Source organism: Streptomyces sp. NPDC007157 (assembly GCF_040634235.1).
GTDB lineage: Bacteria > Actinomycetota > Actinomycetes > Streptomycetales > Streptomycetaceae > Streptomyces.
In genome coordinates, this window is the sequence record NZ_JBEYFE010000002.1 from 15,729 (window position 1) to 29,064 (window position 13,336).

A 13,336-nucleotide genomic window follows, 5' to 3' on the forward strand; every position below is an offset into this window, starting at 1 on the left:
TCTGGGCCTACGCGCGTAGATGACTGAGCTCACGGGATGGCGATCGTTGTCTTGTCGTTTCCAACGAGCGGTGTGACGCAGGCAACTTTGGGCGGGCTGTGTGTGGTCTGTGTGGTTTGGAGGCTCAGCAGGGGCGCTTGCGGAGTTCCATGACGTAGTCGTGCGGGGCGCCCGCCGACTCCACCGCGTCGGCGATCTCGCCGAGGTAGCGGGCCGAGGGGAGACCGCCCTCGTAGCCGTTGAGGACGTAGAGCCAGGCGGTCTCCTCGCCCTCCAGCGTGTGCACGCGCACGCGTGCCCGGCGGTAGATGCCCATGCCGACGCCCTCCCAGCGGTCCATGGACTCCTCGTCCATCGGGGCGAGGTCGTAGAGACCGACGAAGACCTGGGCGAGGGGGTCCTCGACGATGGTCGCCAGCGAGCCCTCCCAGCCCATCTGCTCGCCGCCGAAGGTCAACCGCCATCCGTTCAGCCAGCCGGTGGCACGGAGGGGGGAGTGCGGGGCGCGGCGGGACATCAGCCGTGCGTCGAGATTGCCGGCGTACGCGGCGTAGAGCGACGACATGGAGAGAGGGTACGGCAGCCGCCACAGGTACCTCTCCAGCCCCGGAAAGCGCCGGGTGGCGCCCCCGGGGCAGTAGCACCTTGAAGGGTGCGGGACAATGGAGTACGTGACTCGGATCGTGATCATTGGTGGCGGACCCGGCGGATATGAAGCGGCCCTGGTGGCCGCGCAGCTCGGCGCGGAGGTGACCGTCGTCGACTGCGACGGTCTGGGCGGAGCGTCGGTGCTGACCGACTGCGTGCCGTCGAAGACTCTTATCGCCACGGCCGAGGTGATGACCAACTTCGACTCCTCGTACGAGGAGCTGGGGATCATCGTCGCCGACGACACCCCGCCGCTGGAGCAGGCGGCCCGGGTGGTCGGGGTCGATCTGGGCAAGGTCAACCGGCGTGTGAAGCGGCTTGCGCTCGCTCAGTCGCATGACATCACGGCCTCGGTGACGCGTGCCGGTGCCCGGGTCATGCGGGGGCGGGGCCGGCTGGAGGGCATGCAGGCCCTGGACGGGTCGCGGAAGGTCGTGGTCACGGCCGCGGACGGGAGTGAGGAGACCCTCACGGCGGACGCGGTGCTCATCGCCACCGGCGGTCACCCGCGCGAGCTGCCCGACGCCCAGCCCGACGGCGAGCGCATCCTGAACTGGACCCAGGTCTACGACCTCACCGAGCTGCCCGAGGAGCTCATCGTGGTCGGGTCGGGTGTGACCGGTGCCGAGTTCGCCGGCGCGTACCAGGCGCTGGGGTCGAGGGTCACGCTGGTGTCGTCGCGGGACCGGGTGCTGCCGGGTGAGGACCCGGACGCGGCCGCCGTTCTGGAGGACGTGTTCCGGCGCCGTGGCATGAACGTCATGGCACGGTCGCGGGCCGCCGCCGCCAAGCGGGTCGGGGACCGGGTCGAGGTGACGCTCGCGGACGGCCGGGTCATCAGCGGTTCGCACTGTCTGATGGCCGTCGGCGCGATTCCGAACAGCGCCGGTCTCGGGCTGGAGGGTGCGGGCGTCAAGCTGCGTGACTCCGGGCACATCTGGACCGACAAGGTGTCGCGGACTACGGCTCCGGGTGTGTACGCCGCCGGTGACGTGACGGGCGTGTTCGCTCTGGCGTCGGTGGCCGCCATGCAGGGGCGGATCGCGATCTACCACTTCCTGGGCGACGCGGTGGCCCCGCTGAACCTGAAGACGGTGTCGTCGAACGTCTTCACCGACCCGGAGATCGCGACGGTCGGCTACACGCAGGCGGACGTGGACGCGGGCAAGATCGACGCCCGGGTCGTGAAGCTGCCGCTGCTGCGCAACCCGCGCGCGAAGATGCAGGGCATCCGGGACGGCTTCGTGAAGATGTTCTGCCGGCCGGGCACCGGGATCGTGGTGGGCGGTGTGGTCGTGTCGCCGCGGGCGTCGGAACTCATCCATCCGATCTCGATCGCCGTCGACAACAATCTGACGGTCGAACAGATCGCGAACGCGTTCACCGTGTATCCCTCTCTTTCGGGGTCGATCGCGGAGGTCGCGCGGCAGCTGCACACGCGGAAGACCGGCAGCGAACTCTGACGGCCGGAACCGACTCCCCGCTGGTCACGGGGAGTTGTCGAGCATGCGTACGGCATAGTCGGGTGGGGTAGCTCCTATACCACTCCCGACCCTGCTGTGCGAACAACTTCTGCTATTCGGCGCAAACTGCTGAAAGCAGACGGTCGTTGGGGTTACTGTCAGTTTCGTGTTCGCTGCAGAACGTCGCCAATTGATCCTCGAAATGGTGCGCGCGAACGGGGCCGTATCGCTCCGTGAGCTCGCCCGCGTCGTCCAGACCTCAGAAGTGACCGTACGGCGGGACGTGCGCGCACTGGAGGCAGAAGGACTCCTCGACCGCCGACATGGCGGTGCGGTTTTGCCGGGCGGGTTCACGCGGGAGTCCGGCTTTCCGCAGAAGTCACATCTCGCGACCGCCGAGAAGACGGCCATCGCCGATCTCGCCGCGGGTCTCGTCGAAGAGGGCGAGGCCATCGTGGTCGGGGCGGGTACCACCACCCAGGAACTCGCGCGCCGGCTGGCGAGAGTGCCCGGACTCACCGTCGTCACCAACTCGCTGCTGGTGGCGCAGGCGTTGGCCCATGCCAACCGGGTCGAGGTCGTGATGACCGGCGGCACCCTGCGCGGCTCCAACTACGCCCTGGTCGGCTCCGGCGCGGAGCAGTCCCTGCAGGGGCTGCGGGTGTCCAAGGCCTTCCTGTCGGGCAGCGGCCTGACGGCCGAGCGGGGGCTGTCCACGTCCAACATGCTGTCGGCGTCCGTCGACCGGGCGCTGGTGCAGGCCGCCGCGGAGGTGGTCGTCCTCGCCGACCACACCAAGCTCGGTACGGACACGATGTTCCAGACCGTGCCGACGGACGTCATCACCCGGCTGGTCACGGACGAGCCGCCGGCTCACGACGACCGTGCCGCCACGGAACTCCAGGCCCTCGCCGATCAGGGGGTGCAGATCGCTGTGGCCGGAGCGTCGGGAAACCCGGGGGGTGATCAGGTCCCGGCGCGTCAGCAACAGCGTCAGCAGCGTCGGGACGTATCCCTTCCGGGGCCGCGCCGGGGTCAGGTGCCCGGGTCGGGGCTGCGGTCGGCTTCGATGATGAACGGGGAGCCGCCGGCGGGGGGCGAGCGGGGGCGGGTCGCCGATATGCGGCGGCGCTGAGGGCTTGAGTGCCCGGGCGCCGTGGGGACGGGTCTCGTGGGCGGGTGCGGGTCCGATGCGGCTGGTCGCGCCCACGCGGCGGTAGCCGCGGACCGGACGCGTCCCCGCGCCTCTAGGCAAGTCCGCGCAGCGTCAGCTGCAGCAGCCTGTCCGCCAGTTGCGGGTCTCCCGGTGACTCCTCCGCTGCCAGGGCGATGGCGTGGGTGAGTTGAAGCAGGTCGCCTATCTGTACGTCCGCCCTTACCGCGCCCGACTCCTGGGCTCGGGTCAGGAGGGCGTTCCCCGCCTCCCGCATCGGGGTGCCGCAGCGGGCCAGGGCCGAGGCCGACGACGCTGACATCAGAGCCCTCGACAGGCCCCGGTAGGCGGCCGCATGGCCGACCACCTCGTGAAGCCACGTCAGCAGGGCCCGGCACGGCTCGGGAGCCGTCAGCAACGCGCGGGCCCTGGCGAGCAGTTCGTCCACCGCGTCCTCGAAGACGGCACTCATCAGGGCGTGCCGGTTCGGGAAGTGCCGGTACAGGGTGCCGATGCCCACGCCCGCCCGGCGGGCCACGTCCTCCAGCGAGGCGTCGGTGCCGTGCTCGGCGAACACCGTACGGGCCTCGGCGAGCAGCCGGTCGTGGTTGCGGCGGGCGTCGGCGCGCATGGACCGTTCCAGAAAGTCGGGTGCCCGGCGAACGGGCGGGTGCCGTTCGCCGGGCGATGCGGTTCGAGGTCTCGTCAGTCCTTGATCTCGCAGATCACGGCGCCGGAGGTGAGGGACGCGCCGACCTCGGCGGCGAGGCCCTTGATGGTGCCGGCCTTGTGGGCGTTCAGCGGCTGCTCCATCTTCATGGCCTCCAGGACGACGACCAGGTCGCCCTCCTTGACCTCCTGGCCCTCCTCGACCGCGATCTTGACGATCGTGCCCTGCATCGGCGAGGCGAGGGTGTCACCGGAGGCGACCGGGCCGGACTTCTTGGCGGCCCGGCGCTTCGGCTTGGCGCCGGCGGCGAGGCCGGTGCGGGCCAGGGTCATGCCCAGGGACGCCGGGAGGGAGACCTCCAGACGCTTGCCGCCGACCTCGACGACGACCGTCTCACGGCCGGCGTCCTCCTCCGCCTCGGCGTCGGCCGGGGCGGCGAAGGGCTTGATCTCGTTGACGAACTCGGTCTCGATCCACCGGGTGTGGACCGTGAAGGGGTCCTCGGAGCCGGTGAGCTCGGGTGCGAACGCCGGGTCCCGGACGACGACGCGGTGGAACGGGATGGCCGTGGCCATGCCCTCGACCTGGAACTCGTCCAGGGCGCGGGCGGCCCGCTGAAGGGCCTCCTTGCGGGTCCGGCCGGTGACGATGAGCTTGGCCAGCAGGGAGTCCCAGGCCGGGCCGATCACGCTGCCCGACTCCACGCCCGCGTCCAGGCGGACACCGGGGCCGGACGGGGCGTCGAAGGTGGTGACCGTGCCCGGGGCGGGCAGGAACCCGCGGCCCGGGTCCTCGCCGTTGATCCGGAACTCGAACGAATGACCGCGCAGCTCGGGGTCGTCGTAGCCGAGTTCCTCGCCGTCGGCGATCCGGAACATCTCGCGGACCAGGTCGATGCCGGCGACCTCCTCGGTCACCGGGTGCTCGACCTGGAGGCGGGTGTTGACCTCCAGGAAGGAGATCGTGCCGTCCTGCCCGACCAGGAACTCACAGGTGCCGGCGCCCTCGTAGGAGGCCTCCTTGAGGATGGCCTTGGAGGCGCGGTACAGCTCGGCGACCTGCGCGTCGGACAGGAAGGGGGCCGGGGCCTCCTCCACGAGCTTCTGGTGGCGGCGCTGGAGCGAGCAGTCACGGGTCGACACCACGACCACGTTGCCGTGCTTGTCGGCCAGGCACTGGGTCTCCACGTGCCGCGGCCGGTCCAGGTAGCGCTCCACGAAGCACTCCCCGCGCCCGAAGGCGGCCACCGCCTCACGGACGGCGGAGTCGTACAGCTCCGGGACCTCTTCGAGGGTGCGGGCGACCTTCAGGCCGCGACCGCCGCCGCCGAAGGCGGCCTTGATGGCGATCGGCAGGCCGTGTTCCTCGGCGAACGCCACCACCTCGTCGGCGCCCGAGACCGGGTCCGGGGTACCGGCGACCAGGGGGGCGCCGGCCCGCTGGGCGATGTGCCGGGCGGCCACCTTGTCGCCGAGGTCGCGGATGGCCTGCGGCGGCGGACCGATCCAGGTCAGGCCGGCGTCCAGGACCGCCTGGGCGAACTCCGCGTTCTCGGAGAGGAAGCCGTAGCCCGGGTGGACGGCGTCGGCCCCCGCCTCGCGTGCCGCGTTCAGGACCTTGTCGATGTCCAGGTAGCTGGTTGCCGGGGTGTCACCGCCCAGGGCGAACGCCTCATCCGCGGCGCGGACATGCAGAGCGTCCCGGTCCGGGTCCGCGTAGACGGCCACGCTCGCGATCCCCGCGTCCCGGCAGGCCCGGGCCACACGGACAGCGATTTCGCCACGGTTGGCGATGAGCACCTTGCGCACGATTGAGGCTCCCTCCTTGAAACAAGCCGAGTTTAGGGAAGGCCGACACGGCACTTCGACCCGTCCCCAATGGTGAGCTTGCCCACACGGAGCGTGATGCGAGGCTCGCCCGACCCGCGAAAGCCCTTGTCGCACCAAGGTACGCAGGACTCTTTCGGAAAACCCTAGCCCCGCGATGTGCTCAAGGTCTCTGTGAGAGCGTGCCGCGCCCCACAGCGTTTCTTTGTTGAGTCCCTACGAATGGCCCAACGAATCTTTGCCGACGCCCGGCCCCTTGTCCCCCGGTTTACCCGTTAGTAGCGTTCGCGATGTCTTGAACGTACTTCAAGTAACAGCGGCTCTCGTGGGGCCGTGACCGAAAGTGGGTGGGGACCGGTGGTGCGCAGACCGGTGGCTTGGGTCGTGGCGGTCGTACTCCTCGCGGAGGCACTCGGGGTCGCCGCGCTCAACTGGTTCATGGGAGTGGTGGTCGACCGTCAGGACATGTCCCTGGCCGGGCTCGACCCCGACAACATGTCGATGACCGCGAAGATCGGCGCCGTGGTCTTCGGCCTCTACTTCGCGCTGTGCGCCCTGGTGGCCCTGCTGGTAGCGATACGCAACCGGGCGCCCGCCGGCCTCGGCCGCATCCTGCTGATCAGCGTCGCGGTCGTACACGGCCTGCTGGGCGCCGTGGCGTGGGGACTGATCGGCTGGACGGCGTTCCTGTCCATGGTGGTCGTCCTCGCCCTCGTCGTGCTGCTGTTGATGACGTACGACCGTACGGAGGGCGCGGGCGCCGGGGCGGACGCCGACGGGGGCGTGGACGGTTCCGGTCCGGCGGCCGGTGACCCGGAACCGGAACCGGAACCGGAACCGAGGAAGGACACGCCGGCCGCCGGGCCGATCACTCCGCCGGCGCCCACAACTCCGTGATGCCGATGCCGAGCTCCCCGAGCAGCCGGCGGACCAGGGGCAGGCTGATGCCGATCACGTTGCCGTGGTCGCCCTCGATGCCGTCGATGAACGGCGCGCTGCGGCCGTCCAGGGTGAACGCGCCCGCCACGTAGAGGGGTTCGCCGGAGGCGACGTACGCGGCGACCTCCGCGTCGGTGGGCTCGCCGAACCGGACGACGGTGGAGGCGGTCGCCGACACGTGCCGGTTGGTCGCCGTGTCCCACACGCAGTGCCCGGTCTGCAGGGTGCCGGCCCGGCCGCGCATCGACTTCCAGCGGGCGGTCGCCTCCTCGGCGTCCGCCGGCTTGCCGAGCGGCCGGCCGTCGAGGTCCAGCACCGAGTCGCAGCCGATCACGATCGCGCCCTGCACATCGGTGCGGGCGGCGACGACGGAAGCCTTGGCCTCCGCGAGGGCGAGGGCCAGTTCGGCCGGGGTGGGGGCGGTGACGGCGTCCTCGTCGACGCCGCTGACGATCACCTCGGGAGCGAGACCCGCCTGGCGCAGGAGGTTCAGCCGGGCGGGGGACTGGGAGGCGAGGACGAGTCTGCGCATGGCGTCAGCGTATCGGTGGGCGCCGACAGGTGTGCCGCTCACCGCACGCCCAGCACGATCATCAGCAGCAGCATGACCAGAGCCAGGAAGACGCCGAGCCGCCGGAGGGCTTTCTGCACGTCTTGCAGGTCCTTCGGCGGCTCGTCGTCAGGGTCCGACCACAGCATGGCACCAGCGTGCGGCCTGGCCGACGGGGGCGCCTGAGTAGGGGTACTCAGATTGGCGCCCGGGGTTCCTCCTGAGTGCGCGGTTCCCCGCGCCCCTCGTCTCCTGCTGCTAGCTCGGCCAGTAGGTGCGGGTCCATGCACTCGGGCTCGGCTGCGGGACCCGGTGCTGGGCGATGCGGGACGGGTCGGACCAGGCGGCCCTTGCCGTCGGGGTGCCGGACGGGGCGGTTGCCAGGGCCGCCGCCCTCGCCCTGACCACCGCCAGAGCGGCGGCCAGTTCCTCCGGGGTCGGGTTGCCCCGTATGACCTTGATCGTCACAGCGGCTCCTTAGAGGGGGATGTTGCCGTGCTTCTTCGGCGGCAGGGACTCGCGCTTGGTACGGAGCTGGCGCAGGCCCCGTACGACGTGGCGCCGCGTGTCCGACGGCATGATCACGGCGTCGATGTAACCACGTTCGGCGGCCGTGTAGGGGTTGAGGAGGTGGTCCTCGTACTCCTGGATCAGGCGGGCGCGCACGGCCTCGACGTCCTCGCCGCCGGCCGCCGCCTCGGCGATGGTGCGGCGGTGCAGGATGTTGACGGCTCCCTGGGCGCCCATGACGGCGATCTGGGCGGTCGGCCAGGCGAGGTTGAGGTCGGCACCCAGGTGCTTGGAGCCCATGACGTCGTAGGCGCCGCCGAAGGCCTTGCGGGTGATGACGGTGATCAGGGGGACCGTCGCCTCGGCGTAGGCGTAGATCAGCTTGGCGCCGCGGCGGATGATGCCGTCGTGCTCCTGGTCGACGCCGGGGAGGAAGCCCGGGACGTCGACGAAGGTGATGACCGGGACGTTGAAGGCGTCGCAGGTGCGGACGAAGCGGGCCGCCTTCTCGCTCGCCTTGATGTCGAGGCAGCCGGCGAACTGCATCGGCTGGTTGGCGACGATGCCGACCGGGTGGCCCTCGACCCGGCCGAAGCCGGTGACGATGTTCGGCGCGAACAGGGCCTGCGTCTCGAAGAACTCACCGTCGTCGAGTACGTGTTCGAGCACCGTGTGGATGTCGTACGGCTGGTTCGCGCTGTCCGGGACCAGGGTGTCCAGCTCGCGGTCCTCGTCGGTGACGGACAGGTCCGCCTCCTCGGGGAAGGCCGGGGCCTCGGTCAGGTTGTTGGACGGCAGGTACGACAGCAGTTGCTTGATGTACTCGATGGCGTCCTTCTCGTCGCCGGCCATGTGATGGGCCACGCCGGAGACCGAGTTGTGGGTGCGGGCGCCGCCCAGCTCCTCGAAGCCGACGTCCTCGCCGGTGACCGTCTTGATGACGTCCGGACCGGTGATGAACATGTGGGACGTCTGGTCGACCATGACCGTGAAGTCGGTGATGGCCGGGGAGTACACGGCGCCGCCGGCACAGGGCCCGACGACCAGTGAGATCTGCGGGATCACACCGCTCGCGTGCGTGTTGCGGCGGAAGATCTCGCCGTACGCGCCGAGCGAGGCGACCCCCTCCTGGATCCTGGCGCCGCCGGAGTCGTTGATGCCGATGACCGGGCAGCCGGTCTTCAGGGCGAAGTCCATCACCTTGACGATCTTCTGGCCGTAGACCTCGCCGAGGGCGCCGCCGAAGACGGTGAAGTCCTGGGAGAAGACGGCGATCGGACGGCCGTCCACCGTGCCGTACCCGGTGACGACGCCGTCGCCGTACGGGCGGTTGTGCTCCAGGCCGAAGTCGGTGGAGCGGTGGCGGGTGAACTCGTCCAGTTCGACGAAGGAGCCCTCGTCGAGGAGCAGCTCGATCCGCTCACGGGCCGTCAACTTGCCCTTGGCGTGCTGCTTTTCGACCGCGCGCTCCGAACCGGCGTGTGTCGCTTCATGGACACGGCGCTGGAGATCCGCGAGCTTCCCCGCGGTCGTGTGAATGTCGATCTCTTCCGGCTCGGACATCGGGATGCGGCTCCCTGCCTGCTCAAAAGGGGGGACGGTTACTCATCCGTAGCGTAGTGGGGCGCCTACCAAACGGCAGTGCGGCGTACAACACACCTAGGGTGGCTTGCATGACGCCGCGAGATGCAGCAGACGAGAACAACAATCGCTGGTCCGACCTGGACCGTCCACCGCTCGGGGCGGCGGGGCTGCGCAGGGCTCTGGTGCGGGACGGCGGCCTCTACTGCGGCATCGAGGTCGTGCAGCGCACCGGCTCCACCAATTCCGACCTGGTGGCGCGGGCCCTCGCGGGGGACGCGGACGAGGGCGCCGTGCTCGTGGCCGAGGAACAGACGTCCGGGCGGGGCCGTCTGGACCGCCGGTGGACGGCGCCGGCCCGCTCCGGCCTGTTCTTCTCGGTGCTGCTGAAGCCGGCCGAGGTGCCGGTGGCCCGCTGGGGCTGGCTGCCGCTGCTGACGGGCGTGGCGGTGGCGACGGGCCTGGCCCGGGTGGCCGGTGTCGATACGGCACTCAAGTGGCCGAACGACCTGCTGGTGACCGTCGGTGACGAGGAGCGCAAGGCCGGGGGCATTCTGGCGGAGCGGGCCGGTGAGGACGCCGTCGTGGTCGGCGTCGGTATCAACGTCACGCTGCGCGCGGAGGAGCTGCCGGTGCCGCAGGCGGGGTCGCTGGCGCTGGCCGGTGCGGTGACCACGGACCGGGATCCGCTGCTGCGGGCGGTGCTGCGGTCGCTGGAGGACTGGTACGGGCGCTGGCGCGCGGCGGGCGGCGATCCGGCGCGCAGCGGGCTCCAGGAGACGTATGCGGCGGGCTGCGCGACGTTGGGGCGGACGGTCCGGGCCGAGCTGCCGGGGGACCGGTCGCTGGTCGGGGAGGCGGTGGCCGTGGACGGAGACGGGCGACTGGTGATCGCCACGGAGGAGGGCGTGCAGGAACCGGTGGGGGCGGGCGACATCGTGCACCTGCGACCGGCGTGAGGGCGGCTCCGGGGGCGGCTGAGCCGGTGCGGGCGGGTCGGGGCTGGGCGGTGTAGCACCCTTTCAGGGGCGCGGGGAACCGCGCGATCGGCCCCCACCGGCCGGTGGGGGCCGATGCGGGCCGTCCGTCCCTGGCGCGGGGGTCTGGGGGCGCCGCCCCCGGGGAACGCCGGCCGGGGAGACCTGACATCGGCCCACCTCACGAAGTGAGCTACCGCACAGCTGCCGTAGAGTTGAGGCCGGTCGATACGTGACCGCGGCAGATCGGAAGGGCAGCAGGCGTGACCGTCGACGACACGGGCTCCGGCGAGGGCGCGGACGCCGCCGACTCCGGCGAGGACCCGCTCGCGCTGCGCCTCGAAGGCCTGATCCTCGGTGCCGAGCGCCGCTACACCCCGTTCCAGGCGGCCCGTAGCGCCGGCGTCTCCATGGAACTGGCGTCGAGGTTCTGGCGGGCCATGGGCTTCGCGGACATCGGGCAGGCCAGGGCGCTGACCGAGGCCGACGTGCTGGCACTGCGCCGGCTCGCCGGTCTCGTCGAGGCGGGCCTGCTCAGCGAGGCCATGGCCGTGCAGGTGGCCCGGTCGACCGGGCAGACCACCGCCCGTCTGGCGGAGTGGCAGATGGATTCCTTCCTGGAGGGCCTGACCGAGCCGCCCGAGCCGGGCATGACCCGCACCGAGGTCACGTACCCGATCGTCGAACTGCTCCTGCCCGAGCTGGAGGAGTTCCTGGTCTACGTCTGGCGCCGTCAGCTCGCCGCCTCGGCCGGCCGGGTCGTGCAGTCGGCCGACGACGAGGAGATGGTCGACCGGCGGCTGGCCGTCGGCTTCGCCGACCTGGTCGGGTTCACCCGGCTGACCCGCCGGATGGAGGAGGAGGAACTCGGCGAGCTGGTCGAGGCCTTCGAGACCACCGCCGCCGACCTGGTGGCGGCCCGCGGTGGCCGGCTCATCAAGACCCTCGGCGACGAGGTCCTGTACGCCGCCGACGACGCCGGCACGGCCGCCGACATCGCGCTGCGCCTGGTGGAGACCATGGGTCACGACGAGACGATGCCGGAGCTGCGTGTCGGCATGGCCTTCGGCACCGTGACCACCCGAATGGGCGATGTCTTCGGCACGACCGTGAACCTGGCCTCCCGGCTGACCTCCATAGCCCCCCGGGACGCCGTGCTCGTCGACTCGGCCTTCGCGGAGGAACTGATCCGTTCCGGCGAGGCGCCCGCCTCGGAGGCGGAGGCCGCCGAGGCCGCGGCCACCGCCGAGAAGGAGGGCGAGGAACCCCCGACGTACCGCTTCGCGCTCCAGCCGATGTGGCAGCGCCCGGTGCGTGGCCTGGGCGTGGTGGAGCCCTGGCTGCTCACCCGCCGCGACGGGGAGCCGTCCTAGCGGCGACCGGCCTGTATCAGTGGGTCCACGCACAGTCCGACGACGGGCAGGCAGACACCGCCGCCCGGCGGACGGGTACCGGGCGTGGCGGTCGGGGTGGGGGTCGCGGCCGGAGTGCCGGTCGCCGGAGCCGGCGGAGTGCCGGCCGGTCGTGCCGGACTCGTCGGGATGGTGGTCGGGACCGTGGCGCCCCTGCCGGGCAGCGCGCTGGGTGAGACCGACTCCGATACGGACGGCGTGGCGGCCGGCGTGGCCGCAGGGGTCCGGCTCGCGCCGCCCGTGACGGTGGCCGCCGAGGCGGTGGCCGTGGGGACCGTACGGAGGGTGGCGGCCGCGTTCGCCGACCGGTCCGTGGCGTCGGCGGTCGGGTCCAGCCGGGGCTCCGCCTCCGCGGTGCCGGGCGTGCCGGCACCGCCCTCCGGGACGATCCGTACGAGGCTCAGCACCCCGGCGGCCAGTACGAGCCCGCCGGTGGCGAACAGCACCTTGCGAGGCCGGGGCTTGCGATGCCGCCCCCGGCGGCCGACTGACGGCGTTCCTGTCATGACGCTCCCTCCCCGCTGCGCGCCCCCGATGCGCCGTGGCGAGCGCACGTTATGCGCTCCCATGGGGTGTGCGCCGGGAGTATCCCGTGATGTCACTCGAACGAGGGTGCCCGGAGCCGGTCGATGCCCCTTTCCCCGAGGCGGGCCCGGCTGCGATGATCGTGCGGTTAACAAGCGTTAACGCGAGCGCGAGTCGAGCGGAGGGTGCCATGAGCGAGGAGCGGTACGGGGAGTTCGTGCTGGTACGACGGCACGGTCACGTGGTGGAACTCGTACTGGACCGGCCCAAGGCCATGAACGCGGTGTCGGCGGACATGGCCCGCTCCATCGTGGCCGCGTGCGCCGCGCTGGGCGCCGACCGGGACGCCCGGGTGGTCGTGCTGACCTCCTCGCACGAGCGGGCGTTCTGCGTCGGCGCCGACCTCAAGGAGCGCAACTCCATGACCGACGCGGAGCTGGTCCGGGCGCGGCCGCTGTCGCGCGGGGCGTACACCGGCGTACTGGAGCTGCCGATGCCGACGATCGCCGCCGTGCACGGCTACGCGCTCGGCGGGGGCTTCGAGCTGGCGCTGTCCTGCGACGTGATCGTGGCCGACGGCACGGCCGTGGTGGGCCTGCCCGAGGTGTCGGTGGGCGTGATTCCGGGCGGCGGCGGTACGCAGCTGCTGCCCCGCCGGGTGGGCGCGGCCCGCGCGGCCGAGCTGATCTTCTCGGCGCGCCGGGTGGAGGCGCCGGAGGCGCATGAGCTGGGCCTGGTCGACCAGCTCGTGGAGACCGGCCAGGACCGGGACGCGGCGCTGGCGCTGGCGGCGCGGATGGCGGCGAACTCGCCGGTGGGGCTGCGGGCGGCGAAGCGGGCGCTGCGGCTCGGGCACGGGCTGGACCTGCGGTCCGGGCTGGAGGTCGAGGACGCGGCATGGCGGTCGGTGGCGTTCTCGGGGGACCGCGCGGAGGGTGTCGCGGCGTTCAACGAGAAGCGGAAGCCGCAGTGGCCGGGGGAGTGAGAAGCGGGTGGGCGGCGCCCCGTCAGGGGCGCGGGGCCGTACCGACCTGCGGCTCCGCCGCGGGGCGCGACCAGCCCGCACCGGGCCGTGGTCCGCG

14 protein-coding genes are annotated in these 13,336 nt (G+C 71.6%); 6 read left to right on the top strand and 8 right to left on the bottom strand.

Annotation, left to right across the window (positions count from 1 at the left end):
* Nucleotides 1-124 precede the first annotated feature (124 nt).
* Nucleotides 125-565, bottom strand: a complete 441-nt coding sequence (locus ABZ642_RS02980) for a gamma-glutamylcyclotransferase (protein WP_360476137.1) — start codon at nucleotides 563-565, stop codon at nucleotides 125-127.
* 97 nt (nucleotides 566-662) lie between these two features.
* Between ABZ642_RS02980 and ABZ642_RS02985 the strand changes: the two genes are divergently transcribed.
* Complete coding sequence (locus ABZ642_RS02985; protein WP_360476140.1) at nucleotides 663-2,111, top strand: NAD(P)H-quinone dehydrogenase; 1,449 nt, start codon at nucleotides 663-665, stop codon at nucleotides 2,109-2,111.
* A 166-nt stretch (nucleotides 2,112-2,277) separates the two neighbouring features.
* Nucleotides 2,278-3,246, top strand: coding sequence for a DeoR/GlpR family DNA-binding transcription regulator (locus tag ABZ642_RS02990; RefSeq protein ID WP_360476143.1), 969 nt, complete (start codon nucleotides 2,278-2,280; stop codon nucleotides 3,244-3,246).
* Nucleotides 3,247-3,358: 112 nt separating this feature from the next.
* Here ABZ642_RS02990 and ABZ642_RS02995 read toward each other — a convergent pair whose 3' ends face one another.
* Nucleotides 3,359-3,895: a helix-turn-helix domain-containing protein gene (locus ABZ642_RS02995; protein WP_360476146.1), complete on the bottom strand. Its 537-nt coding sequence runs from the start codon at nucleotides 3,893-3,895 to the stop codon at nucleotides 3,359-3,361.
* A 74-nt stretch (nucleotides 3,896-3,969) separates the two neighbouring features.
* Entirely contained in the window at nucleotides 3,970-5,742 is a 1,773-nt protein-coding gene (locus ABZ642_RS03000) for a biotin carboxylase N-terminal domain-containing protein (RefSeq protein ID WP_360476149.1), read from the bottom strand.
* Between the two features lie 375 nt (nucleotides 5,743-6,117).
* Here ABZ642_RS03000 and ABZ642_RS03005 point away from each other — a divergent pair, with 375 nt between their 5' ends.
* Nucleotides 6,118-6,657 carry a hypothetical protein gene (locus ABZ642_RS03005; protein WP_360477560.1) on the top strand — a complete coding sequence of 180 codons (540 nt, stop codon included), beginning with the start codon at nucleotides 6,118-6,120 and terminating at the stop codon, nucleotides 6,655-6,657.
* Here ABZ642_RS03005 and ABZ642_RS03010 read toward each other — a convergent pair.
* From ABZ642_RS03010 to ABZ642_RS03025, 4 genes are all read right to left on the bottom strand, one after another.
* Nucleotides 6,629-7,231: a nucleoside triphosphate pyrophosphatase gene (locus tag ABZ642_RS03010; protein ID WP_360476152.1), complete on the bottom strand. Its 603-nt coding sequence runs from the start codon at nucleotides 7,229-7,231 to the stop codon at nucleotides 6,629-6,631. The two genes, ABZ642_RS03005 and ABZ642_RS03010, sit on opposite strands and share 29 nt — an antisense overlap.
* Nucleotides 7,232-7,269: 38 nt before the next feature.
* Entirely contained in the window at nucleotides 7,270-7,398 is a 129-nt protein-coding gene (locus ABZ642_RS03015) for a hypothetical protein (RefSeq protein ID WP_360476156.1), read from the bottom strand.
* Nucleotides 7,399-7,507: 109 nt separating this feature from the next.
* Entirely contained in the window at nucleotides 7,508-7,717 is a 210-nt protein-coding gene (locus tag ABZ642_RS03020) for an acyl-CoA carboxylase epsilon subunit (RefSeq protein WP_360476159.1), read from the bottom strand.
* Nucleotides 7,718-7,726: 9 nt separating this feature from the next.
* Nucleotides 7,727-9,322, bottom strand: coding sequence for an acyl-CoA carboxylase subunit beta (locus ABZ642_RS03025; RefSeq protein ID WP_360476162.1), 1,596 nt, complete (start codon nucleotides 9,320-9,322; stop codon nucleotides 7,727-7,729).
* Between the two features lie 110 nt (nucleotides 9,323-9,432).
* Between ABZ642_RS03025 and ABZ642_RS03030 the strand changes: the two genes are divergently transcribed.
* Complete coding sequence (locus ABZ642_RS03030) at nucleotides 9,433-10,299, top strand: biotin--[acetyl-CoA-carboxylase] ligase (protein ID WP_360476165.1); 867 nt, start codon at nucleotides 9,433-9,435, stop codon at nucleotides 10,297-10,299.
* A gap of 281 nt (nucleotides 10,300-10,580) precedes the next feature.
* Nucleotides 10,581-11,690, top strand: coding sequence for an adenylate/guanylate cyclase domain-containing protein (locus ABZ642_RS03035; RefSeq protein ID WP_360476168.1), 1,110 nt, complete (start codon nucleotides 10,581-10,583; stop codon nucleotides 11,688-11,690).
* Here the strand turns inward: ABZ642_RS03035 and ABZ642_RS03040 are convergent.
* Nucleotides 11,687-12,235 carry a hypothetical protein gene (locus ABZ642_RS03040; protein WP_360476171.1) on the bottom strand — a complete coding sequence of 183 codons (549 nt, stop codon included), beginning with the start codon at nucleotides 12,233-12,235 and terminating at the stop codon, nucleotides 11,687-11,689. The two genes, ABZ642_RS03035 and ABZ642_RS03040, sit on opposite strands and share 4 nt — an antisense overlap.
* 209 nt (nucleotides 12,236-12,444) lie before the next feature.
* On the opposite strand from ABZ642_RS03040, the gene ABZ642_RS03045 reads away from it, so the two are divergent.
* Complete coding sequence (locus ABZ642_RS03045) at nucleotides 12,445-13,239, top strand: enoyl-CoA hydratase-related protein (protein WP_360476174.1); 795 nt, start codon at nucleotides 12,445-12,447, stop codon at nucleotides 13,237-13,239.
* Nucleotides 13,240-13,336 lie beyond the last annotated feature (97 nt).

Coding starts and splice junctions, on each gene's coding strand:
- ABZ642_RS02980 (WP_360476137.1), bottom strand. CDS start 565: ATGTCGTCGCTCTACGCCGCGTACGCCGGCAATCTCGACGCACGGCTG.
- ABZ642_RS02985 (WP_360476140.1), top strand. CDS start 663: ATGGAGTACGTGACTCGGATCGTGATCATTGGTGGCGGACCCGGCGGA.
- ABZ642_RS02995 (WP_360476146.1), bottom strand. CDS start 3,895: ATGCGCGCCGACGCCCGCCGCAACCACGACCGGCTGCTCGCCGAGGCC.
- ABZ642_RS03010 (WP_360476152.1), bottom strand. CDS start 7,231: ATGCGCAGACTCGTCCTCGCCTCCCAGTCCCCCGCCCGGCTGAACCTC.
- ABZ642_RS03015 (WP_360476156.1), bottom strand. CDS start 7,398: ATGCTGTGGTCGGACCCTGACGACGAGCCGCCGAAGGACCTGCAAGAC.
- ABZ642_RS03025 (WP_360476162.1), bottom strand. CDS start 9,322: ATGTCCGAGCCGGAAGAGATCGACATTCACACGACCGCGGGGAAGCTC.
- ABZ642_RS03030 (WP_360476165.1), top strand. CDS start 9,433: ATGACGCCGCGAGATGCAGCAGACGAGAACAACAATCGCTGGTCCGAC.
- ABZ642_RS03040 (WP_360476171.1), bottom strand. CDS start 12,235: ATGACAGGAACGCCGTCAGTCGGCCGCCGGGGGCGGCATCGCAAGCCC.
- ABZ642_RS03045 (WP_360476174.1), top strand. CDS start 12,445: ATGAGCGAGGAGCGGTACGGGGAGTTCGTGCTGGTACGACGGCACGGT.